At 44.8% G+C, this 24,185-nt stretch carries 23 protein-coding genes; 14 read left to right on the forward strand and 9 right to left on the reverse strand.

Going from position 1 to position 24,185, the window contains the following annotated elements:
- Nucleotides 1-134: 134 nt before the first annotated feature.
- From ACPUEK_RS13765 to yjgA, 9 genes are all read left to right on the forward strand, one after another.
- A complete protein-coding gene (locus ACPUEK_RS13765) occupies nt 135-1,091 on the forward strand; it encodes a calcium/sodium antiporter (RefSeq protein ID WP_067223238.1) in 957 nt (318 codons plus the stop codon).
- Nucleotides 1,092-1,094: 3 nt separating this feature from the next.
- On the forward strand, nt 1,095-1,676 hold the full coding sequence (lptC, locus tag ACPUEK_RS13770) for an LPS export ABC transporter periplasmic protein LptC (RefSeq protein WP_425641087.1): 582 nt from the start codon (nt 1,095-1,097) through the stop codon (nt 1,674-1,676).
- A 25-nt stretch (nt 1,677-1,701) separates the two neighbouring features.
- Nucleotides 1,702-2,172 carry a lipopolysaccharide transport periplasmic protein LptA gene (lptA, locus tag ACPUEK_RS13775; protein ID WP_425641088.1) on the forward strand — a complete coding sequence of 157 codons (471 nt, stop codon included), beginning with the start codon at nt 1,702-1,704 and terminating at the stop codon, nt 2,170-2,172.
- A gap of 5 nt (nt 2,173-2,177) precedes the next feature.
- Nucleotides 2,178-2,903: an LPS export ABC transporter ATP-binding protein gene (gene lptB / locus ACPUEK_RS13780; RefSeq protein WP_067223248.1), complete on the forward strand. Its 726-nt coding sequence runs from the start codon at nt 2,178-2,180 to the stop codon at nt 2,901-2,903.
- A gap of 77 nt (nt 2,904-2,980) precedes the next feature.
- Nucleotides 2,981-4,471, forward strand: a complete 1,491-nt coding sequence (locus tag ACPUEK_RS13785) for an RNA polymerase factor sigma-54 (protein ID WP_425641089.1) — start codon at nt 2,981-2,983, stop codon at nt 4,469-4,471.
- Between the two features lie 11 nt (nt 4,472-4,482).
- Nucleotides 4,483-4,932 (forward strand): PTS sugar transporter subunit IIA, encoded by a 450-nt coding sequence (locus ACPUEK_RS13790; RefSeq protein WP_067223256.1) that lies wholly within the window; start codon nt 4,483-4,485, stop codon nt 4,930-4,932.
- A 10-nt stretch (nt 4,933-4,942) separates the two neighbouring features.
- Complete coding sequence (locus ACPUEK_RS13795) at nt 4,943-5,212, forward strand: HPr family phosphocarrier protein (protein ID WP_067223259.1); 270 nt, start codon at nt 4,943-4,945, stop codon at nt 5,210-5,212.
- Between the two features lie 5 nt (nt 5,213-5,217).
- Entirely contained in the window at nt 5,218-6,570 is a 1,353-nt protein-coding gene (mgtE, locus tag ACPUEK_RS13800) for a magnesium transporter (RefSeq protein ID WP_067037521.1), read from the forward strand.
- Between the two features lie 12 nt (nt 6,571-6,582).
- A complete protein-coding gene (yjgA, locus tag ACPUEK_RS13805) occupies nt 6,583-7,113 on the forward strand; it encodes a ribosome biogenesis factor YjgA (protein ID WP_067037519.1) in 531 nt (176 codons plus the stop codon).
- 3 nt (nt 7,114-7,116) lie between these two features.
- Here yjgA and ACPUEK_RS13810 read toward each other — a convergent pair whose 3' ends face one another.
- The 7 genes from ACPUEK_RS13810 to ACPUEK_RS13840 form a co-directional block, all read right to left on the reverse strand.
- Nucleotides 7,117-7,947 carry a carbon-nitrogen hydrolase family protein gene (locus ACPUEK_RS13810; RefSeq protein ID WP_425641090.1) on the reverse strand — a complete coding sequence of 277 codons (831 nt, stop codon included), beginning with the start codon at nt 7,945-7,947 and terminating at the stop codon, nt 7,117-7,119.
- 18 nt (nt 7,948-7,965) lie between these two features.
- Nucleotides 7,966-11,793, reverse strand: a complete 3,828-nt coding sequence (locus tag ACPUEK_RS13815; RefSeq protein WP_425641091.1) for a YhdP family protein — start codon at nt 11,791-11,793, stop codon at nt 7,966-7,968.
- A 14-nt stretch (nt 11,794-11,807) separates the two neighbouring features.
- Nucleotides 11,808-13,262 (reverse strand): ribonuclease G, encoded by a 1,455-nt coding sequence (gene rng / locus ACPUEK_RS13820; RefSeq protein WP_425641092.1) that lies wholly within the window; start codon nt 13,260-13,262, stop codon nt 11,808-11,810.
- Complete coding sequence (locus tag ACPUEK_RS13825) at nt 13,255-13,851, reverse strand: Maf family protein (RefSeq protein ID WP_425641093.1); 597 nt, start codon at nt 13,849-13,851, stop codon at nt 13,255-13,257. The genes rng and ACPUEK_RS13825 overlap by 8 nt, the downstream gene beginning before the upstream one ends.
- An 11-nt stretch (nt 13,852-13,862) precedes the next feature.
- Nucleotides 13,863-14,336: a rod shape-determining protein MreD gene (gene mreD, locus ACPUEK_RS13830; RefSeq protein WP_425641094.1), complete on the reverse strand. Its 474-nt coding sequence runs from the start codon at nt 14,334-14,336 to the stop codon at nt 13,863-13,865.
- A complete protein-coding gene (gene mreC / locus ACPUEK_RS13835) occupies nt 14,333-15,118 on the reverse strand; it encodes a rod shape-determining protein MreC (RefSeq protein ID WP_425641095.1) in 786 nt (261 codons plus the stop codon). The genes mreD and mreC overlap by 4 nt, the downstream gene beginning before the upstream one ends.
- A 68-nt stretch (nt 15,119-15,186) precedes the next feature.
- Nucleotides 15,187-16,230, reverse strand: a complete 1,044-nt coding sequence (locus ACPUEK_RS13840) for a rod shape-determining protein (protein WP_067037504.1) — start codon at nt 16,228-16,230, stop codon at nt 15,187-15,189.
- 239 nt (nt 16,231-16,469) lie between these two features.
- Between ACPUEK_RS13840 and gatC the strand changes: the two genes are divergently transcribed.
- From gatC to gatB, 3 genes are read left to right on the forward strand one after another with little or no spacing between them, the layout of a single operon-like run.
- A complete protein-coding gene (gatC, locus tag ACPUEK_RS13845) occupies nt 16,470-16,757 on the forward strand; it encodes an Asp-tRNA(Asn)/Glu-tRNA(Gln) amidotransferase subunit GatC (protein ID WP_067037502.1) in 288 nt (95 codons plus the stop codon).
- A 12-nt stretch (nt 16,758-16,769) separates the two neighbouring features.
- Nucleotides 16,770-18,230, forward strand: coding sequence for an Asp-tRNA(Asn)/Glu-tRNA(Gln) amidotransferase subunit GatA (gene gatA / locus ACPUEK_RS13850; RefSeq protein ID WP_067223289.1), 1,461 nt, complete (start codon nt 16,770-16,772; stop codon nt 18,228-18,230).
- A 2-nt stretch (nt 18,231-18,232) separates the two neighbouring features.
- Nucleotides 18,233-19,678 (forward strand): Asp-tRNA(Asn)/Glu-tRNA(Gln) amidotransferase subunit GatB, encoded by a 1,446-nt coding sequence (gene gatB, locus ACPUEK_RS13855; RefSeq protein ID WP_067223291.1) that lies wholly within the window; start codon nt 18,233-18,235, stop codon nt 19,676-19,678.
- Nucleotides 19,679-19,764: 86 nt separating this feature from the next.
- On the opposite strand, the gene ACPUEK_RS13860 is transcribed toward gatB, so the two are convergent.
- Nucleotides 19,765-21,009, reverse strand: a complete 1,245-nt coding sequence (locus ACPUEK_RS13860) for a diguanylate cyclase (RefSeq protein ID WP_425641096.1) — start codon at nt 21,007-21,009, stop codon at nt 19,765-19,767.
- Nucleotides 21,010-21,111: 102 nt separating this feature from the next.
- Between ACPUEK_RS13860 and ACPUEK_RS13865 the strand changes: the two genes are divergently transcribed.
- Both ACPUEK_RS13865 and ACPUEK_RS13870 read left to right on the forward strand, forming a co-directional pair.
- Complete coding sequence (locus ACPUEK_RS13865; RefSeq protein ID WP_425641097.1) at nt 21,112-21,390, forward strand: YkgJ family cysteine cluster protein; 279 nt, start codon at nt 21,112-21,114, stop codon at nt 21,388-21,390.
- The gene (locus ACPUEK_RS13870) at nt 21,387-23,072 is read left to right on the forward strand and encodes a L,D-transpeptidase family protein (protein WP_425641098.1); all 1,686 of its coding nucleotides are present in this window, start codon (nt 21,387-21,389) and stop codon (nt 23,070-23,072) included. Before ACPUEK_RS13865 ends, ACPUEK_RS13870 begins: the two co-directional genes overlap by 4 nt.
- 60 nt (nt 23,073-23,132) lie before the next feature.
- Here ACPUEK_RS13870 and rlmM read toward each other — a convergent pair whose 3' ends face one another.
- Nucleotides 23,133-24,185 (reverse strand): 23S rRNA (cytidine(2498)-2'-O)-methyltransferase RlmM, encoded by a 1,053-nt coding sequence (gene rlmM / locus ACPUEK_RS13875; protein ID WP_425641099.1) that lies wholly within the window; start codon nt 24,183-24,185, stop codon nt 23,133-23,135.

A 24,185-nucleotide genomic window follows, 5' to 3' on the forward strand; every position in this document is an offset into this window, starting at 1 on the left:
ACTAGCACCGCATTATAGTAAAAGATATGCCAACTGAATTCGTTACGCTTATGCAAGTCTTGAAATCCTTCAATAAACCACATTAAATGGGGCGTTTTACAAAACTCTCTCACTTTTCATCAGGTATAAAGCAGATGCTCTTGTTCTCCGCAGCCTTAATTGCTGGTCTCATATTACTCGTACTAAGCTCAGATAAGTTTATCGAACACGCCGCACTGGTTGCCGAAAAACTTAATGTAAGCCCTATTGTAATAGGTATTACGCTAGTAGCACTGGGTACGTCTGCTCCAGAAATGGTCGTTTCTGCTATAGCAGCCCTCGACAATGCACCAGGTATCGCAGTGGGTAATGTTATTGGATCGAATATCGCCAATATTGGTTTGGTTTTTGGTGCCACCCTTGTCCTTGCCGCCGTTCCGATTAACGGCAGCCTGGTTAAAAAAGAAATCCCTCTGGTCTTAGGCGTAACAATCCTTGCCGGCGTACTTCTGCTCGACCAAGCCCTTAGCGTGACAGATGGCGTTATATTAATAATTGCCTTTTTTGTGGTGTTATTTCTTTTACTACGCAACTCAGGAAATCTTGAAGATGAGTTAACTGAAGAATTACCCGAAGACGATGGCGGCAGTGTCACACGCTCAGTGCTGATCGCAATCGCAGGTTTAGCGGTATTAATTGGCAGCTCTAAATTATTGGTTTGGGGAGCAGTCGGTATCGCCTCAGCACTAGGGGTTTCTGATCTCATTATTGGCTTGACCATTGTAGCCATCGGCACAAGCCTTCCAGAATTGGCCGCCTCTATTACCAGCGTACGTAAAGGCCACCATGATATTGCGATCGGCAACGTGCTCGGCTCGAACATTTTCAACCTTGCTACCGTGCTTCCGCTGCCAGCATTAATTGCCCCAGGGATGATTGATGCAACCGTCATCAATCGTGATTATTGGTGGATGTTAGGCTTTACTCTACTGTTCGCCTTAGCAGTTATCGTATACTCCAAGCATCGTAGCGTTAGCATTCCAAGATGGTTTGCCATCCCTTTACTGGGCGGCTATGCAGCGTACCTTTACCTACTGGCTGTTTCAGGATAACCCATGCTGGATTTTTTGAAAAAAACACTGAACCCTAAGGGCATAGCTGGGATTTCCGCCTTAGTCATTGTCTTAGTAGCAGTGTTTTTGTTGGGCAACCGCCCTACCCTGTATATTTTAGAAGAGCAGAAGCTGTCCAATGCACCAGACTTCTTTTTAGAAGGCGTTACAGTGAAGTCTTTCGATCTTAATGGGCAGCTGACAGAGACCGTAACGGCCGACATAGCGAATCATTACACGCAGAAGCAAACGGACCTGGACCATCCAGTCATTACTAGAATAGACGGTAATAGCAGCTCTATTGCCAGCGCTGAAACAGGATTTATTAATGACACCTCAAACAGCTTCACGCTGAGCAAAAGCGCGCAAATAACGCGCTTTAAAAATGAAACTGAAACGGCAAAGATCAAAGCAAATACAATCACCTACAATGACGAAAGCCAAACCATCGTAGGGACTCAGCAAAGCCAGCTCATAACCCCCCAAGGGGTAACCAAATCCGATATAATAAGCTTTGACTTAGCTAAAGAAACCGCCATTTTAAGCGGAGGCGTAACAGGACAATATGAAACCCCAACTCACTAAACATGCAATTTTAAGCGTTGCTCTTATGTTAGCGTATAGTGCGAGCTATGCTTTACCAAACGACAGACAGCAGCCCATCAGCATTGAAGCCGATTCAGCGTTTTTCGATCAAAATAAAGGTACCGCTAACTACAGTGGTAACGTCGTCGTAAAACAAGGTAGCATATTAATTGAAGCCCAAGACTTGTCGATTATTACTGACCCTACGACAGGCGATTTTAAAGCGTTAAGCGCTAAAGGCTCACCATCAAAGTTCTCTCAGCAGCTGGATCAAACAGGCAATACTATGCATGCGAACGGAGACACCTTAGATTACGATGTCACCAAGGGGCAGCTTGAGATACACAATAATGGCTATTTACAACGTGGTGAAGATGAAATTTCAGCAGACTATATTCACTATCTTCTGAATGATGGCACATTTAAAGCCGAAAACCGTGGTAGCGGTCGCGTTAACATGACTTTACAGCCTACCCTTATTGATCAAGCAGACTAATTTTCATGGCCATTCTTGAAGCAAAAAATCTAGCAAAAAGCTATAAGAAAAGACAAGTTGTAAAAGACGTATCACTCGAAGTAAGTTCCGGAGAAGCCGTAGGTTTACTGGGCCCTAACGGCGCAGGTAAAACCACCTGCTTTTATATGATCGTTGGCATGGTGGCTAACGATTTTGGTGGAATCTTTATCGACGGTGAAGATGTCACCAAAGATGCAATGCATACGCGAGCGCAGAAAGGCATTGGCTATTTACCGCAGGAAGCGTCTATTTTTCGCAAAATGTCAGTTGAAGACAACATTTTAGCAATTTTAGAAACACGCAAAGAACTTTCAAAGTCACAACGACTTGAGAAAATGGAAAGCCTTCTTGATGAGTTTCACGTTACTCATATTCGCAAGAACCTAGGAATGGCGCTGTCTGGCGGAGAGCGTCGACGCGTTGAGATAGCTCGAGCGCTAGCAATGAACCCGAAGTTTGTATTGCTTGATGAACCCTTTGCTGGTGTAGACCCCATTTCCGTCGGCGATATTAAAGAGATCATCAAACATTTACAAAGCAGCGGCATTGGTGTTTTGATCACTGACCACAACGTTCGTGAGACCTTAGATATCTGCGACAAAGCCTATATTGTGGGTAACGGGCACATCATTGCATCGGGTGATGCCGAGTCTGTTATCAATAACGAGCAAGTCAAAAAAATCTACTTGGGCGACAACTTCAGACTATGAGCCCCCTTATTTTTCGGGCAAAAAGGGAGTACTATGCATAAGTCATTCCAAAAACATCATAATAAAAGAGTTGCGTCATGAAGCAGTCTTTGCAACTTAAAATCGGTCAACAGTTAACCATGACTCCACAGCTGCAGCAGGCAATCAAACTGCTTCAGTTGTCTACGCTCGATTTGCAACAGGAAATTCACGAATTTCTTGAGTCTAACCCCTTGCTTGAACTAGACGAAGACGAAAACTTTCAGTCTGACTTAGAAATCAAACAAGGCGACTCATCCAGTACCAATGAGACCTCTCAAAAAGAAACGACTGAAGCAGCTTCTGAAGAAACGCCCCAAGTAGAATCCGAATGGACAGAAAGCATCCCTAATGAGCTATCCATTGATAGCAACTGGGATGATACTTATCAAAATTCAGCCGCTGCAGCAGACGTTCCTTCCTATGACGGCGAGCAAGATTTTGACAGCCGCAATGCCCTAGCTGAAAACATCCAAGATCATCTAATTTGGCAATTAAATTTAACCCATATGTCTAATCGAGACATCGAAATTGCCTATGCCATTATTGACAGTGTTCAAACCGATGGCTACCTATCAATCACCTTAGATGACATCTTCACGTCACTTAGTAAAGAATTAGAAGATCTCGAATTCGATGAAATTGAAGCTGTTCAGCATCGCTTGCAACGATTTGACCCTGTCGGTGTTTGTTCGCAAGATCTACGCGAGTGCCTATTGGTACAATTAGAAGGTTTTAAAGAGCATCCTTTGTACCGCTCTACCTTTAACATAGTTGACCAGCATTTAGCATTGCTTGGCAATCGTGATTATGCGCAACTGGGCCGCAAAACTAAGCTGAAAGAAGAAGCATTAAAAGATGTCATTACCCTTATTCAGCAGCTAAACCCGCGCCCAGGCTCAGCCATCGACACCAGTGAAACTGACTACGTCATCCCTGATGTCAGCGTGAAAAAACACAATGGCATTTGGCAAGTGGAGCTTAATAACGACGCTCTACCGCCTGTCAAAATCAATGAAACTTATTCTGCAATGGTCAACACCAAAGCATCCAGTGAAGACATCTCCTACATTAAGAACTCGCTTCAAGAAGCCAAATGGTTTCTGAAAAGCCTCCAGAGTCGTAACGAAACACTGCTAAAAGTCGCCAGCTGCATTGTTTCCAAACAAGTCGATTTCTTTGAGGTGGGTGAGGAAGCCATGAAACCTATGGTACTGCACGATGTCGCAGAGGAAGTTGGCATGCACGAATCAACAATTTCACGTGTCACCACACAAAAATACATGCATACTCCGCGTGGTATTTTTGAGCTAAAGTATTTCTTCTCCAGCCATGTAAACACCGCCTCTGGCGGTGAATGCTCATCTACAGCAATTCGTGCAATGATTAAAAAGCTGGTGGCAGAAGAACCTGCAAAAAAACCATTAAGCGATAATAAACTGGCAATCATTCTTGCAGAGCAAGGCATACAAGTTGCTCGACGCACTGTTGCAAAATATCGCGAAGCTATGAACATTCCGCCGTCAAACGAGCGGAAACGACTTATTTAAAGGCCGCAACAATGTCTGTTAAAAACTTAGTCAAGCCTGAGTTAGTATTTGCTAAGCAACAAATTTCTAGCAAAAAACGATTGCTAGAACAATTGGCTGAATCCGTTGGCGATCGCATGCACTGCAACGCCGACGAAGTCTACGACGCACTTTTAGGTCGTGAAAAACTGGGCAGTACGGGCGTTGGCAATGGCATCGCCATTCCACATTGTCGCCTAGAGCAAGTAAACCGTGCCACCATCGTATTAATGTCACTCGAAACACCGATTGATTTTGATGCCATTGATCGACGTCCAGTGGATTTGATTTTTGCCCTACTTGTACCACCACACCAATGTGATGAGCACTTAGCAACGTTAGCGCAGATCGCCGAACTGGCTCAGTCCGAAGATAAGCTAGCACTTCTACGTGAAAAACAAACCAACAGCGAATTACTGGCAGCGTTTGACTCTTTGATATAAGGATATCCCCATGTTGGAACAATCTGTAGAGATTATTAATAAACTGGGATTGCACGCTCGAGCAGCGGGCAAATTAGTTGAAACAACAACCCGTTTTAATTCCGATATTACCATCGAAAAAGAAGGTCGTAATGTCGATGGCAAAAGCATCATGGCAATGATGATGCTGGCCGCCGCTAAAGGAACAACAATTAACGTCAAAATTAACGGCGACGATGAAGACGCCGCAATGGAAGCCGTGATTGCATTAATCAATGACCGATTTGGTGAGGGCGAATAGCCTATATGAGCGATCAGACTACGCTTGAACACTTACAAACTGTCGCTGACTCTCTTGAGAGCGGCGCAACGATGCAAATTCGCTATTTGCTGAACGGTGCTCTACCTGCGCAGGATGTTGCTCGCCTTTTAGAATCCTCTCCGCCTAGAGAACGTAAACTGTTGTGGGACTTAATTGACCACAACAACCAAGGCGACGTCTTACAATACGTTTCTGAAGAAATCAGTGTTCAGTTCATGAAATCCATGGACAGAGAGCGCCTACTGGCGGTTTCTGAACACTTTGATAACGATGATTTAGCCGACATCCTTCAACAGCTACCTGAAACACTAGTGAAGGAAGTTTTAGCCTCCATGACCGCACAGAATCGTGCGCGCATGGAGTCTTTGATGAGCTACTCGGAGGATTCAGCTGGCGGTCTGATGAACACAGACACCATCACCATCCGCCCGAACATCACCATTGATATCGTTTTCCGCTTCCTAAGACGCCACAATGAACTTCCTGAAATGACTGATAACCTCCTTGTTGTCAGCCGATCGGATCGCTTTCTAGGTATTCTGCCACTGCGCAAACTACTGGTCGCCGACACGGACACGACAGTCCGAGACATCATGGAAACAGATTGTGATGTCATTTTTGCACACCAAACGGCAACCGAAGTAGCAGAGCTATTTGAAAAGATGGACTTGGTCTCTGCGCCCGTCATCGATCCGAACAGCAAAAAACTACTCGGTCGTATTACCATTGATGACGTGGTCGATGTAATCCGTGATGAAGCAGAGCACTCCATGTTATCGATGGCGGGCTTGGACGATGACGAAGATACTTTCGCACCCATTATGCAAACGACTCGGCGTCGTGCTGTATGGCTTGGCATCAACCTTATTACGGCGTTTATTGCGTCTTACGTTATTGGACTTTTCCAAGATACATTGGACAAAGTCGTAGCACTCGCTATCCTTATGCCTATTGTGGCAAGTATGGGTGGCATAGCTGGATCACAAGTTTTAACACTTGTTATTCGTGGTATTGCACTTAACCAAATAGGTTCATCTAACGCCCGCTGGCTGCTGAACCGTGAAGTCATTGTAGGCCTCATAAATGGTATAGTATGGGCCACCGTGATTGCGATGCTCACTGTCGTTTGGTTTGATGACATTAAAATTGCTTATGTCATCGCTGGTGCCATTGTAATCAATTTACTCTTTGCCGCCTTGACGGGCACTCTTTTACCGATTGCCCTGAAAAAATTAGGAATCGACCCAGCCCTTGCTGGTAGCGTTATCTTAACCACCGTTACCGATGTTGTTGGCTTCTTATCCTTCCTTGGATTGGCGACATTATTTTTAATATAGAACGAATTAACCATGACTGATTTTGAATATTACGACGAAAACGAAGAAGACTATAAAAGCAAAACCCAGGTCAAAAGGGAAATGGAAGCTCTACAAGACTTGGGCGCTAAACTGGTCAAGCTGAACCCTGCCCAACGTAAAAAAGTACCGATGTCAGATACTATGCGCGATGCTTTAGTGGAAGCAGACCGAATTAAACAGTGGAGCGCACAGCGTCGCCACTTACAATACATCGGAAAAGTGATGCGCACTGAAGATGCAGACGCTATTTCTGCACGTCTAGAGTTATTTGATAGCACATCAGCGGCCAACAACAAACGCTTCCATCAACTGGAAGGAACGCGTGATGCGTTAATTGGTGACGGCGGTAAAGAAATACTGGACCAGTATATCGTTGCCAACCCTCATGTTGATATTCAACAACTGCGCTCTCTGGTTCGTATGGCCAAAAAAGAAGTGGAGCAGAATAAGACAACAACAAGCCGTAAAAAGCTGTTTAAGTTCTTACGCGAAGCTCAAGATGCAAAGCTAGGTTTACTTTAAATCCTAGCGGATACGGCGATGCCCTTTACAAGGCATCGCCCGTCTGACCTTCTCAATCTCATCAAGGTCGAGCGCCACATTCAATACTGAAACCTCTTGATCATCTAAGCACCCCAACATGTCACCCCACGGCGAATAGGCTACCGTATTACCAAAAGTACGCCGAGTCTCATTGTGCCAACCAGCTTGATTTACTCCTAACATAAAATACTGATTCTCAATCGCTCGCGCCTGTAACAATGTATGCCAATGAGCAGACCCTGTTTTATGGGTAAACGCTGAAGGTACAACAACTAAGTCCGCATCTTGCTCTAACAAACAGCGATACAGCTCCGGAAAGCGCAGATCGTAACAAATACTCAAACCTAATTTAACGCCCGCCATGTCATAGACCACAGTCGAAACATCACCGGGCTCAATAAAACGCGATTCTTGGTACACAGCCGCCTTATCATTGACTAACACATCAAACAAATGCACTTTATCATAACGCGCTACCAAATCACCCTCATGGGAAATTAGCAAGCAAGACTGCCTTACTCTACCGTCTTTAACATCACTGCCATCAGGGCGCTTTGCCATTGGATGAGAACCAATTAATATATACACCTGATGCTGACGAGCAAACGACATGATTTCAGACAGGATAATCTCTGTTCCTTCCCCCTCAGCCAATGCACGCATTTGCTTGGCGTCAAATAAAAATATATTCTCAGGCAGAACGATAAGACTAGGCTGAAAGGCTAACGACTGAGCCATTAACTCTACAGCTTGCTTTAAATTCCAGCGCCAATCCGTAGAGCTAGTAAACTGAACCAAAGAAACGTTGAACATAGTCGTCTCCTAATAACTCTATCTAATAGGGGAATAAGGCACTGGAGTGACTGTTGGCTCACTAAAGTCACCTTCTATCTTATATTGAATACTGGTTACCTTAGATATTTGATCACCAATGAGCTTATCTGTAATAAAAAGCAGGCCAGCTATCTGGGGCGTCGCTAACAGTAAACCAGCAACGGGCAAGGAACTACTAATGGGCACTGTCGCAGTCAAACGCTCATTTAACGTTTCATTCACCAAGTTCGCAGAACCTTCGAGCGTTATTTCCGCCGTTGGCGATACCACTTTAACTGGCTCTGTGGTATTCAAAATACCATTAGTAATGGTCAATACACTACTAAAGCGATCAAAAGGTGTGCCAGATTCATACAAATCTGAAAAATCAAATGTTAAGCGTTTAGCTAACGCATCCACGTTGAATATACCCAACAATCGAAGAAAAGGCGGTAATTGATCAACTTGGTTAAAGTTGCCATTACGCACTTGGAATTTAATTTTTCCATTTAATGACGATCGATCGAATGCAAGCAACGAATCAGCCCAATCCAACGACACATCGACATCATAATTTTTAGAAGTTAAAAACGGTGTTGGCGAGAACTTTTTAGTCAGCTCTCGAGCATTTTCACCTTTCGCTTGGATTGTTAACTTAACAGACTGCTCAAGCCCACCCTGCCATAAAATCTGCCCATTAAACTGGCCTTTTGGCAACTTAGTTGAAACATCCTCTATACGCACCGAATCCCCAAGATTCACCACCCTACCCTGCCAATCACCGTAAGGGCGATTATCTACGTACACTTCATCTACTTTAAGTGAGATCGACGGAATAACGCCTGGCTGAAATACTGTTTCATCAGTTTCAGGTTGATCGTTCGATGCATCTTGTTGAGTACGCCAATTTAGATAAGCAATGTAAAGCTCAGGACCCGCATCCGTTTGTCGTAAGACTGCGTTCATCTCATCTGACGTTATCGCAAGTGGATGCCCGTCTTTTGCACGGGTAAAGGTAACCTTTACATTATTCAATTCATTATTGTCATTAATAGGCAATTTATCGACAATGATATCAGCGGAACGCATCCACTCTGGTAATTCTGTCGTGAAAGGTTGAACGTCATCGCTCGCATTGCCCCCTGCCTCAACGTGGCTAAATTCACTCATGATAGGCGACCAAGGAAGCCAGTCCAACTGAGTAAATTGACCATAGAGTGCAATGCCTTTTTTCACTACCATGTCACTTTCTAGAGGCTTAAATGCTGAAATACTGCCACCTTGCAACGCACCCTCGGCTATTAGGAATTTACCATACAACCAATCCGCTGAGGACACGTCTAAAAAAACCTCACCCTGCATCACTGTCACAGATACCGATGTAGGCCGAATCTCATCCGAGCGCTTAGCCAAGGGCAAAGGCATAGCGAAAGAGACACCTTTTAAATCAGAAGTAACATTAAAATCAACTTGCTCAGGTTTAGAGCGACCTATTGCAAGAGTCGCTTGATACGATGTCTCACCTTCTAAGCGCGTAATAATAGGCTGAGGAGCCTGTCGCCAAATCGCTAGCTGCTTACTATCGAACACTCCGCTAATCACACCGTCGACCGCAAGGCCTCCTGACTCCAACCGTTCAGATGACAACGCTATGTTGCTATGAGCCCCCAGCGCCGCCACCTTGAAATTGGTATTGTAAAGACCCTTTTGATCACTATAATGTAGCGCGCCAGAGACAACTTTCACCGGCAAGTCAATCTGTGAGACCCGAACATTGTTTTCGGAAAATGCAAGGTCAAGAGATACGTTTGGCTCATCCTTTTGCCCTGATATCGGTACTGCCACAGCAAAAGAGCCCGAGACCTTCCCCCCCACTTCCCAATCAACAAAAGACTCAAGAACCGACTCTTTTAACGGCGTTTGATTTAAAGCCGCCAATAAATTGCTGGCCTTGTCAGAAACCTGTCCAGATACCTCAACCCAACCAGAGTGATCTCCCTTTAAAGGCACGACAATACTTAATCCTTTAACGGGTAAACCGGCAAAAACAGCACGCTTAACGACAACATCGACCTTATCGGAGTCAACCATCACGCGTCCCACTACTGACTTAGCCGAGGGCCAATTGCTATCAAATGTAACTTGATCTAATTCAGCATCGATGGCTAAACGCACATACGGCTGGTCACCTTTTTTTAAGCCCGTTCGTAACAGTAAATCAAGATTTTCAACCTCACCTGCGCCCAGAGATTGACTCAACCACGTTTGCAATGAGTCGGATAATGCATTCGGCGGGACAAAGATAAGACGGTCTTCCTCTTTAATATGCTGAGCATTCATATTTAAAGCCAGCCAGTCCTCACCTACCCCATTTTCAAGAGGCTGCTCTAAACGAAAACCACCCTGAATGGTTGCCCCATTACGCTGAATATTTAGTGACTGCCCCGTCACCACAAAGGCTTTATCTTGTCGCGTCCAACTTACTTCACCTTCAGCACTGGCAATATCCCATACATCATCATAGAGCGTTGGAAACGCCAATTGACTATTATGCGCCTTAAATTCAATACCACCCTGAGAGTCCGTAAGTGAAAATAAACCATTCACATGGTTAACTGCTGGAATACCGTCATGTCCTTTCACTTGGGCATCAATAATGTTACTCAAGAATTGATATCTTAATGTGTCATGTTCATCCCAAAGACGTAACGAAGCATTCCGCGCCTCTCCCTGAGGATCCAATCCCGTTAAGATTTGCGCTAAACGCCAGTCCTCAGGTATAAAGTTCAACGCGACACGCGTGGCAATTTGCGCATCCATTTTGTTAAATACAATATAAGTACGATTTCCATTTCGCTCCCACTCCGCATTAATGCGAACATCTTGATAAGAACGCTCACCGTCATCGAAGCGCAAACTGTCTATGGATGCATTGACACCGTCAGGTGTGTATTTAACTTTCCAATCGCCTTGCCCCTTAAGTGGCATCTGATCTTCAAAAGCCAATTCAAATGCACTATTACGGGCTTGTGCGGTGACGCCTTTTCCAGGCTGATAGGTAAGCCAGTATTGGCCTGCTAAAGATACCGAATTCAAGCTCTTCAGTGCATCCATACCCACCCAATCGAGCGGCAAGGTAACTTGAGGAACATCAATATAAGTAACAACTTGCTGCTGCAAGAAATTGGTTAAATCCGTGCTAATTTGAGCCCGCACTTGAACTGGGTCGTCCATGTCATTAACAAATATATCGGACCGCACAAGAGTTTTAGAAAATTGCTTAATGAGATACGTCGCGGGAACGGAGACATTTAGATCATCAAATCTAGGACTGGAAATGTTAACATCTACATCAATGAGTGACATTTGCTGCTGATCTGCAGCGTAATTAAGCACGCGAGAAATAGCAACTGAGTCACCACCTGATGTTTTAGTGGATTCTGCCAACCCCTTTAATGCAACATTCCCTGTACCATCTTCATGCAACAACAAGCTCACACCTGATAGCGCTACATTTTTAAACTGCGGGGAGAACGTTAAAAGCGTACGAGGAATATCTAACTCTAGAACGAGATGTTCAACACTAATAGCACTTGCTTGATAAGCTGTATCAATATGAATCCCTGAACCTCTCAGCTCAACATTGATCCCATTTAACTCACCAAACACCTCACCAACGCGTACTTTCATACCCGTTAGTTGTGTCAAATTACGCTCAATTTGAGGCTGGTATACGTTAACTAAGGGCAAGCCTACTTTTGCAAGCAAGACAACGCCAGCCAGCAGCACACTCGCAACAACCAGCACCCAAAACGTAAAATTAAACGCTGTCTTTATAACCCGCATAAGTAGAACCCCTGTTAGCGCAATACCACATCATATTGATCTTGGGTATAAACAGGGTCCACTTGAAAACGAATCGTTTTACCAATAAAAGCTTCCAGTTCAGCCACTGCCGTACTGTCTTCATCCAAGAAACGCTCTACTACTGAACTGCTTGCTAACACAGTATAGGTCTGAGAATCATAAGCTCGGTCTGCGCGCATGATTTCACGAAGCACTTCATAGCACACAGTTTCAGGTGTTTTGACAAAGCCACTACCACGACAAGAACGACAAGGCTCGCATAATACTTGCCCTAAACTTTCACGTGTACGCTTGCGAGTCATCTCAACTAAGCCCAGCTCCGATACGCCAGTTATCTTAGTCTTAGCGTGGTCGCTCTCTAAGACTTTTTCAAGCATACGCAACACTTGACGTTTATGCTCATCATCCTCCATATCAATAAAATCGATAATAATGATGCCTCCAAGATTTCGAAGGCGCAGTTGTCGACCAATCGCCGTTGCCGCTTCTAAATTGGTTTTATAGATTGTTTCTTCTAAATTCCGGCTTCCAACAAACGCACCAGTATTCACATCAATGGTCGTCATTGACTCTGTTTGCTCTATTAGCAGGTAGCCACCCGATTTAAGCTGAACTTTACGGTCAAGTGCACGCTGGATTTCATCTTCAACACTGTATAAATCAAAGATTGGACGCTCACCGGGGTAATACTCAATCCGATCCAGTAAGTCTGGAATAAAGTCTTCAGCAAAACCACGTAATTTAGCGTAGTTTTCTTTTGAATCAATGCGGATCTTCTCTGTCGAAAGACTGACCAGATCGCGCATAGTACGTAGGTGCAAGGGTAAATCTTCGTAGATTACGGCGGGAGCTTTGACATTGGAAATACGCTTTTTAACGGACTGCCATAATCGAGTTAAGAAATTGATATCGGAAAGAATTTCTTCTTCTCCAGCACGCTCAGCTGCCGTTCTAAGAATGTAACCACTGGTTTCGTCACGATCCTCAAGCGCCTTAGAAACCAACGATTTCAATCGATCACGCTCCACCTCATCCTCGATACGCTGGCTCACACCGACATGAGCTTGATCTGGCATGTACACCAAATAACGGGAAGGAATAGACAAATGTGTCGTTAAACGCGCACCTTTGGTACTAATAGGATCTTTTGTTACCTGAACCACTAAAGACTGGCCTTCACGTAAGTAATCACCTATTTGGTCGCTGGGATTGACTGCATCTCGATCGACCACTTCAGAAACATGGATAAAAGCAGCGCGCTCCAGGCCAATGTCTACAAATGCGGCTTGCATCCCAGGCAAGACACGCACAACTTTACCTTGATAAATATTGCCTACGATCCCTTTTCGAGTAGAGCGCTCTATATAGACTTCTTGCAGCACACCGTTTTCAACGAGCGCTACCCGAATTTCCATGGGTGTCACATTGATTAATACATCTTCACTCACGAATTTTCTCCTTTAATGGGCTCACACCGAATTCAGCCAAAAGTTGCGTCACCTCATACACAGGTAACCCAACGACAGCAGAAAAGGAGCCGGAAATATGTTTTACAAACATTCCACCCAATCCTTGAATAGCATAGGCTCCAGCTTTGTCAGCAGGCTCGCCAGTATTCCAGTAATGCTCAATTTCAAGATCCGAGATCTCACGAAACTCAACATCAGAGATTACATTACTTGTCGCAACACGGTTCAAGCCAGCATTACAGACACACAAGGACGTCATTACTTGATGCTTTCGTCCTGACAGGGCTCGTAACATACTTTTTGCATGTTCGAAATCTGCTGGTTTACCCAAAATACTCTCTCCCAATACCACACTGGTATCCGAAGCAATCACAATGTCCCGATGTGACAAGTCATGCTGACTGGCAACGGCCTCAGCTTTCTCTCTGGCCATGCGTACCACATATTCATCGGGGTTTTCTAAAGCAAAAGGGGTTTCATCAATGTCTGCTGGAATGATTTGAAACTCATTCACCAGTTTAGAGAGCAGTTCTTTTCTTCTAGGTGACGCGGAAGCAAGAATAATCATTTAAAAGCCTATTATTGAATCGAATATAGCCTGCGAATACTGCGTAACAACACAAACAACCATGGCCATAAAATGGCAGACACCACGGCGGGCATAAAGATCATCAGTGTCGGGTCCGCATCACCGGCATAATGATCAATCCAAAACCCAACCAGCTGATTGATTGATATAAGCAGAAATATAAAAATACTCTGTTGCCAGCGACGATACATACGAAGCCGCTTATACAGGCTCGCACAAGCCGCCGTAACAATCACATATGTCAATGAGTGCTGACCAATGACACCCCCTTGCAACAAATCAACCAACAACCCTAAAAACCAAGCAATACCCACACCGACTTTAAACGGCAGCGCAATCACCCAATACAGAATAACGAGCAAAGTCCATTCTGGTTTGTACCAAATTAAATCGGAAGGAAACACCAACCCTTCTAACATCAAAGCCGCAATAAACGTCAGTCCAAAAATAATGGTAGATTTCATTTCTCTACCTCTTCGGCTCGCTCAATCAGCATAACATGTCGGCTTCGACCTAACTGGGCAAGCGGCACGACATCTACGTCAGCATAAGGCTTACCAGAAATGTGTCGTACATTTCGCACCACTCCAACGGGGTAACCCACAGGAAATCGATTTGCCAGACCATTTGTGGTCAAAATATCACCTTTTTTTATATCCGCCGTATGCGGAACACTCATCAGTTCCATTCGTCGCATATCACCTGTGCCCCGCAACACACTTCTGAGGCCTGTCCGAGCCAACTCAACAGGTACAAAATGACTTGCATCGGCAATCAATAATACTCGACTAGTATACGCTGAGGTCTCAACCACTTGACCGAGCACGCCTGTGGCATCCAATACCGGTTGACCTACATAAGCACCATTAGAGAAACCTTTATCAATTAATACTTTATGGCTGTATGCATTTTGATCGAAGCCAATCACTTCTGCCATCACCACTTTCTCGTCAACACGCTGGGAAGCATCTAATAGTTCACGCAGACGTACGTTTTCAGCCTTCAACGAATCTAACCGTTGCAGCTGACCACGTAACATAAGTAATTCTTGATTCAGTGATTGATTATGAGCAACAAGATTCTCACGACTATCAAGGTGCATTTCTGCCCAACTGATCATCTTTTGAGGTGCACTAACCACAACCTGAATCGGCGTCACCAGCCAAGTCAGGTAAGGACGGATAGGAGTAAAGACTTTATATTGCAACTCTCCCACAATCATTGCTAGGGATAGCAATACCAGCACAACAAAACGTGCGCTGGAAACTTTACTCGATAAAAACGCAGAACTGCTAATGGGAAAAGCTCCTAATCTTAGTCACTCTCAGGAGAGAATAATTCAGAAGCGTGTTTGTCCATCATTTCTAATGCCATACCACCACCACGCGCAACACACGTAAGCGGATCATCGGCAACGATTACAGGCAACCCTGTCTCATCACTGATCAATCGATCAATTTCACGCAACAACGCACCACCGCCCGTTAACACGAGACCAGATTCAGCAATATCAGCAGCTAGCTCCGGCGGAGATTGCTCTAGCACGCCTTTAATCGCTTGTACAATTTGAGCCAAAGGCTCCTGTAAAGCCTCTAGGATTTCAGTGCTTTTTAACGTGAAGGCACGAGGTACGCCCTCAGCTAAATTACGGCCTCGAACATCAATCTGAAGCTCCTCACCAGTGTGGTACGCCATACCGATCTCTGTTTTAATGCGCTCTGCCGTGGCATCACCAATCAAACTGCCGTACTGACGACGCACATACGTAGTAATCGCTTCATCAAAGCGGTCACCACCAATACGAATAGATTCAGACGTTACGATGCCATTCAAGGAAATGATCGCAATTTCAGTGGTACCACCACCGATATCAATTACCATTGAACCAGAGGCTTCAGCAACCGGAAGACCTGCACCAATTGCAGCGGCCATTGGTTCTTCAATAATAAATACTTCGCGGGCCCCCGCTCCCAAAGCCGATTCTTTAATTGCGCGACGCTCAACTTGCGTTGATTTACACGGCACACACACTAAAACTCGAGGACTTGGTTTTAACATACTGTTTTCATGTACTTTAGAAATAAAGTACTGAAGCATTTTTTCGGTTACATGGAAGTCGGCAATTACACCGTCCTTCATCGGGCGGATAGCCGTAATGTTTCCAGGCGTACGTCCTAACATGCGCTTCGCGTCAGCTCCAACAGACGCTACAGTTTTTTGATTACCATTGTGACGAATTGCTACAACAGACGGCTCATCCAAAACGATTCCACGATCGCGCACGTAAATAAGGGTATTGGCTGTTCCCAAGTCGATGGATAGGTCGCTTGAGAACATTCCCCTAATTTTTTTAAACATGAATTTCTACACCCTGAAAAGATCCATTACGAATAGTGAGAAAATGTAACAACCCGAGGTACTTTGGGCAAGTCGAAAGGGCATAAATATGCGATTTCTTTACGCATATATCTTTGTTTATTGGTGGTTTTTCACTTGGCATAGGAATAATCGATATTTTTACTCCATGCGCTTTCTACCTTTTCGTAATGGCGCTACAATGAGCCTATTTTTTGAAAACCGATAAAATTAGGTGAAACATGTCTCTAGAAAAGCAAGACGTGCTCAAAATCGCGCACCTTGCTCGTTTATCGTTAGATGATAACGATGCCGAGCAATACCAGAATTCTTTAACAAGCATTCTTGATTTGGTTGAACAAATGCAATCCGTCGATACTGATGGAGTTGAGCCGCTATCTAATCCGCTCGAAGCAAAACAGCGCTTACGTGATGACGTCGTGACGGAAGGCAATCGTCGTGAAGCCTTCCTTGCAAACGCACCTCAAACCGAAGCGGGCCTTTTCTTGGTTCCTCAAGTTATCGAATAAGAGCTTAATTAAATGGTTGATCAAAGCATTACTTCGCTCGCCAAAAAATTGCGAGCAAAAGACATTTCCAGCGTTGAACTGACGCAAGACTATCTAGCGCGCATCAAGCAACTAGACGGCCAATTGAACAGTTACATTACCGTGAGCGATGAAATCGCCCTTGCCCAAGCAGAAGCCGCCGACAAATTAATCGCCAGCGGCTCAACAAGTGCGCTAGCAGGGATCCCCATTGCCCACAAAGATTTATTTTGTACTGACGGTATTTTAACGACATGCGCATCAAAAATGCTGCATAACTTCATACCGCCATACGAATCAACCGTAACCGGCCGTATGCAGGCGTCTGGCGCCATCACATTGGGCAAGACTAATATGGACGAGTTCGCCATGGGCTCTTCAAATGAAAACAGTCATTACGGCGCCGTCAAAAACCCTTGGAATCTAGACAAAGTACCCGGTGGCTCTTCTGGTGGCTCCGCTGCCGCGGTGGCTGCAGGCCTATGTGTTGCTGCGACAGGCACTGATACAGGTGGTTCGATTCGTCAGCCCGCTTCTTTTTGCGGCATCACAGGCCTAAAACCAACGTATGGTCGCGTTTCTCGTTTCGGTATGATCGCATACGCCTCCAGCCTTGACCAAGCCGGCCCTATGGCTCGCTCAGCAGAAGATTGTGCGCACATACTGCAATCGATTGCTGGCTTTGATACAAACGATTCAACGTGCTCAGAAATAGCAACAGAAGACTACACTGCAAACCTAGATGCACCCTTAAGCGGTTTAAGCATCGGCCTTCCAAAAGAGTACTTTGGTGATGGACTGAACAACGACGTTGCCAAAGCGATCCAAGATGCAGTCAAAGAGTTTGAAAAACTGGGCGCAACGGTTAAAGAAATCTCTTTACCAAACCTAAACCTAAGCATTCCATCTTATTACGTCATCGCTCCTTCAGAAGCATCCTCAAACCTATCTCGCTTTGACGGCGTTCGTTACGGCTACCGCTGTGAAGATCCAAAAGATTTAATGGACATGTACAAGCGTTCACGTGGCGAAGGCTTCGGCAAAGAAGTTCAAAAACGCATCATGGTTGGTACCTACGCTTTATCGGAAGGCTACTACGACGCTTATTATTTAAAAGCTCAACGCATTCGCCGCCTGATTAAAGAAGATTTCGTTAAGGCGTTCGAACAAGTAGATGTCATTATGGGCCCTGTTGCACCAACCACTGCATTTGGTATTGGCGCTAAAACAGACGACCCAATTGCCATGTACCTAGAAGATATCTACACCCTATCGGTTAACTTAGCTGGCGTTCCCGCCATGTCCATTCCAGCAGGTTTTGCGGATGGCATGCCAGTCGGCCTGCAAATTATGGGCAACTACTTTTCTGAAGCCAAGCTTTTAAATGTTGCACACAAGTTCCAACAAGCAACAGATTGGCACACCAAAAACCCTAGCTTGGCAGAAGGAGCGTAAATATGAATTGGGAAGTTGTCATCGGCTTGGAAATCCACGCCCAACTATCGACCAACTCTAAATTATTCTCTGGTGCCGCGACAAGTTTTGGTGCAGAGCCTAATACAAATACAACACTTGTTGATCTTGGTATGCCTGGCGCACTCCCTGTATTCAACAAAGAAGCTCTTCGTATGGCCGTCATGTTTGGTCATGCTGTCAATGCTGAAATTGGCATGACATCAATTTTCGCGCGCAAGAATTACTTTTACCCAGACCTGCCCAAGGGTTATCAAACCAGTCAGATGGACGATCCTATCGTAGGCAAGGGGTATCTAGACATCACACTAGATGATGGCACAGTGAAACGCGTAGGCATCACACGCGCCCATTTAGAAGAAGATGCAGGCAAATCTTTACATGAAGATTTCCACGGCATGACGGGCATTGATCTTAATCGCTCCAGCACACCGCTTCTTGAAATCGTCTCTGAACCAGATATCCGCTCAGCAAAAGAAGCGGTTGCCTATGTGAAAATGATTCATTCAATTGTCACTTACCTAGGCATCTGTGATGGCAATATGGCCGAAGGCAACATGCGCTGTGACGTCAACATTTCTCTGCGCCCTAAAGGTCAAGAAGCCTATGGTACTCGTACGGAAATCAAAAACGTAAACTCGTTTCGCTTTATTGAGCGTGCCATTTACACTGAGATCGAACGTCAAGCTGACATCCTCGAAGATGGCGGTAAGATCACTCAAGAAACTCGCTTATACGATCCAGACAAAGATGAAACTCGCAGCATGCGCTCCAAAGAAGAAGCCAACGATTACCGTTACTTCCCTTGCCCAGACTTACTGCCTATCGAGTTAACGCAAGAATACGTTGACCAAATTGCAGCCAACCTCCCTGAGCTACCCAAGCAAAAAGCGGATCGCTTTATGTCTGAATACAAGCTAAGTGAGTACGACGCGGGCGTTTTATCTGCTACACGCGCTATGGCTGACTATTTTGAAGAAACTGCAAACGTAGCAGGCAATGCCAAGCTTGCCGCAAACTGGGTCATGGGTGAGTTAAGCAAATACCTTAACTCAGAGTCGAAAGACATCTCTGAATCACCGGTATCTGCCGGACATTTAGGCGGCTTACTGGTTCGCATTGAAGACAACACTATCAATGGCAAAACAGCTAAAAGCGTTCTTCAAGCCATGTGGGATGGTGAAGGCTCAGCCGATGACATCATTGAAGCGAAAGGTCTCAAGCAAGTAACAGATACTGGCGCCATCGAAGCCGTAATTCAAAGTGTTATTGATGCCAATCCAGCTCAAGTTGAGCAGTTCCGCGCCTCTGATGAAGACAAACAGAAAAAAATGATTGGCTTCTTTATGGGGCAAGTCATGAAAGCCTCTCAAGGTAAAGCCAATCCAGGTATGGTGACACCAATCCTAAACAAACTATTAAAAGGCTAAACGTCTTTCAGTAGCAGAAAAGCCCGCACGCTGCGGGCTTTTTCTTTTATAGGACACATATAGCAGAGCCTAGTAAGCACCAACCTTTATGCTACTTCGCTATCAAACGGTTCGATACGATTTCGTCCGCCATTTTTTGCACGATATAGTTGAAGATCTGCAGATTCGAACGCTGCAATCAAACCATCCTTAGGTCTCATGCAAATACCAATACTGCAAGTCACCGCCAAGCGCTTCTCAGTGAATAACATACAGCGAACCGACTTCATAAACTGCTGTATACTTAATCGCATTACTCTTTCTGGCCTAGCTGAAATAACAGCAAACTCCTCACCGCCGTAGCGCCCTACAACATCACTCGGAAAGCTCTCCTGCAGTAATTTAGCAAATTGCACGATCAGCTCGTCGCCAATACGGTGCCCCAATGAATCATTCACCTGCTTAAACTCGTCTAAATCAAACATACAAACACTTAGACACTCAAGACTATCTCGCTTAGCGAACAACTCTTCACCCTGCTCAAACAAGTATCCTCGGTTAAATAACCCCGTTAGGGAGTCCAACTTCGCCGCCAACTGGATCGTTTCCAGCATTTCCATGGAATCCAAACTGCTAAACACACGCCAATAAAACTCTTCATGGTGAAATGGCTTCTTTAGAAAATCATTTGCACCACCTTTTATAAACTTTGCCGACATCAGGCCATCCCCTTCGGAAGATACCCCGATGAACACCAAATTCTGATACCAAGGCTGTTCACGCAGCGCCTTCACTAATTCACAGCCATCCATATTCGGCATATGATGATCTGAAATAACCAACTTAATATCAGGGTTTTCTTTTAATTTTTGCAAAGCCTCAAGACCATCATTGACGCTTTCCACTTCAAATTTGGCCTTTGTTAATAGATTGCAAATAATGTTTCTACTAACAGAACTATCATCCACAACCAACACCTTCGTCTGCGTGTTTTTACGCAGACGATCGAGCACTTTGACCACTTGATTGTAGGCAAAGCGACAGTCTTTTGTAATGTAATCTAGAACACCTTCTGCCAACAAACGGCCGCGCAGGGTCTCACTGAAATTCCCAGTTAATACGACCGTTGGAATACCTTTCTCCAACACCTCATTAACCACCTCGCCGTTCGGGGCATCAGGCAAATTTAGGTCCACTACCGCCGCAAGAAATACAACATCTTGCTTCATAGCTTCCCGAGCTGTCGCTAGATCCTTGCACATCACGCAACGAAAGAAAGGATTTGCACCTATTAATTTCGCGAGGATTTTTCTAACAACAGCGGTATCTTCAACCACTAATATGTTATACATTCTGCTACCCTTAAGATCACTCAAATTGAATGTAACAGCGTTTTGAACATTTAACGTCTGTTTCTTAGTAGTAAATCAGTGAACATTTGTAAAAAGAGTCCCATGAATTGTCGATCTCACTGCGGTGCTTGCTGCATTGCTCCTTCTATTTCCAGCCCCATTCCCGGCATGCCTAAAGGCAAACCTGCGGGCGTACCCTGCATCCAGCTTGACGAGCAATTCGGCTGTAAAATATTTGGACAACCCGAACGCCCTGCTGTCTGCGCAAACTTCAAAGCAGTGGAATATGTTTGTGGTAAACACCGAGACCAGGCGCTAGCAATCCTTGACGATATGGAGTCCTCAACACAACCGAACATCCGCTTAAAGGACCTTACATGAAATCGTTTACACGTCATTTCGGTACAGCGCTTGTCACCTGCGCCATGTTAGCCGGCTGCTCCTCCAATACACCCAGCACTCAGACTAAAAACTTCATTGAAACACCCCCTTCCGATACTCAGATTGAAAGTAGCGTTCGACAACAAGTGTCTTGGATGCTGGAAGCATTTACACCCATCGCAGGTCAAGCGTTACCAAATAAGAACGTCTTAGAGGCCTATGAGTTCCGTAATTTTGATCCTATATGGATCAAAGAAACACAACTAGACATGGCCATTTATAAGCTCGTTGATACACTCGAAAGCGCGCGAAGCCATGGCCTTAACCCTGTCCACTACCATCTTGAAACACTTAAGGAATACTTAGCAATCAAGAAGCCAAGTTCACAACAGCTTGCTGAACTCGACGTGATCGCAACCATTGCCCTTTCAAGCTATGCTCACGATCTTTCTAATGGCCGTTATGAGCCGCAGTTAATTGACCCCAATTGGCGCCTTGATGCACCTAGTAAAGACTGGCAAAACCTATTGTTCTTAGACTCGCCAACCAATATGGTAAATTACTTACCAACCCTTGCACCTCGGCAACCCGATTATCAAGTACTTCAAAATTGGCTGGTTTTTTATCAGGAAACCGCTCAAAAAGAAGGCGATATCCGTATTGAGGTAGGCGTACCTTTACGATTTGGCGATGAAGGACCGCGAGTGGCTCAGCTGCGTGCGCGATTGGTTCAATTAGGGGACATCAGATTCTCTAGTCGCAAAGTGAATGAAGACTATTTTGATAATGACATTCGTGAAGCGTTAAAACGCTTTCAAAAGCGCCATCATTTAGCACCTGATGGTGCAGCCGGCACTCAAACAATACAAATGCTCAATGTTCCTTTGGAAGAGCGCGCCAAACAAATTGCTTATAATTTAGAGCGCTGGCGCTGGCTACCCACACAACTTGAAGACAATCGCGTTTGGGTTGATTTAACTGCCTATACAGCTCATATTTTCTTGAACGGCCAAAATGAAAGCATGAAGGTGGTGATTGGCAAGCCAGAACGAAGAACCAATGTATTTTATGGCAAAATGACTTATATGGTCACCAATCCAACTTGGCGCGTTCCTATGCGCATTGCCCGCGAGAATCTACTGCCTAAGCTGCAGAAGAACCCCAGTTATTTAACCGAAAATGGTTATCAGCTTTACTCTAGCTGGAGCATTGGCGCAAAACGATTGGATCCATTATCAATAAAATGGAATGACATCAAACCTGAAGACCTTCACTACCGCTTTGAACAAACGGCGGATGATGGTAATGCTCTGGGAGCCTATAAATTTATGTTTCCCAACAAGTTCGATATTTATCTGCACGACACGCCAGCGAAGCATCTTTTTAGAGAACAAGACCGCGCCTTCAGCTCTGGCTGTATTCGCTTAGAGCGTCCAGAAGATTTTGCCGATTTACTGGTGGCTGGCGATAAAAAACGCCAAAATCAGCTGGCTCAAGCACGCCAATCCAAGCAAACCAAAGTCATCTCATTGAAGGATGAGCTACCTGTCTATTTGGTTTACTTTACTGTCGTACCAAACAGTAATGGTATGCCAGAATTCCGTAATGACATCTATGAGCGCGATACATTAATGGAAGAAGCGATGGGTTATGCCCCTTTCCACACCAAAGAAAGCATTTAGGCAAAAGCAGGACACAAAAAATGGGGCTTAATCGCCCCATTTATCAAAACTAGGATTTGGTTATTTTACCATCACGCAAACCGTAATTTCTTCTCGGTCATGATATAGATGCTTATACTGCATCTCATATCTCAACCCCTGCTGCTTCAATTGACTAGCAATAAGCTCAAAACACTGAACTACTTCCTGATATCGTTTCTTCATTGGTAGCTTCAAATTGAAGATGGCACGCTGAGTCCACCCCTCACATAACCATTTCGCCATGAGTTCCGCCACTAAAATAGGGCGTTCAACCATGTCACATACCAACCAGTCAACTTTTCCTGGCGGCTTAAACTTAAAGCCATCTTCAGTCATATGCGACACCAGTCCGGTATTCATTAACTCCTTCTGCATCGGCCCATTATCAACCGCATAGGTATGAATACCTCTGATGACAAACTGGTATGTCCACCCTCCTGGCGCAGCCCCCAAATCTACAGCATGCATGCCTTCGTAAAGGTCTCTTTCTCGTCTTTGTTCTGGCACAAACTGTAGCAGAGCTTCTTCTAATTTCAAAGTTGAACGAGAAGGCCCCTTAGATGGGAAGCGCAATCGACGAATACCTGATAAAAATTCAGATCGACAAGATTGATAACTGACACCTAGGTAGGCTTGGTTCCCCTCCATAAAAAAGACATGATGACGAATACCTACTGCTTTTTTACGCAGCAATCCCGCTTTTTTCCAAGCACCCATCAACGGTTTTTCAATCTTTTTTATCAAACCTGCTAATGCTTTAGCTTCGTTCGTATCCGCGGTTTCAAACCACATATCTTCTGCAAGAGGAAGCTCTCGTGCCGCCTCTAGAAGTGCCTGTACCCGACCACCCTTTTCGAAATCAATCACATCATTAACCGCAATAATTTGACGCGCAAAGATTAGATGATTAAATGACAGAGATTGAATTAACGTTTCTCCACCTTGGTCATCGCCTGTGTTATACAACACATAACCTGAGTTTTCAGCGGGAACGCCGTAGCCATAAAAGCCATGCTCAGATGCTTTATCTGAAATTTCTGCTAGAGCGTCTCGTTCAAACCCTGGACGACAATATATTAAAACGTTTTTCAT

The organism is Marinomonas gallaica (assembly GCF_049821165.1).
GTDB lineage: Bacteria > Pseudomonadota > Gammaproteobacteria > Pseudomonadales > Marinomonadaceae > Marinomonas > Marinomonas gallaica.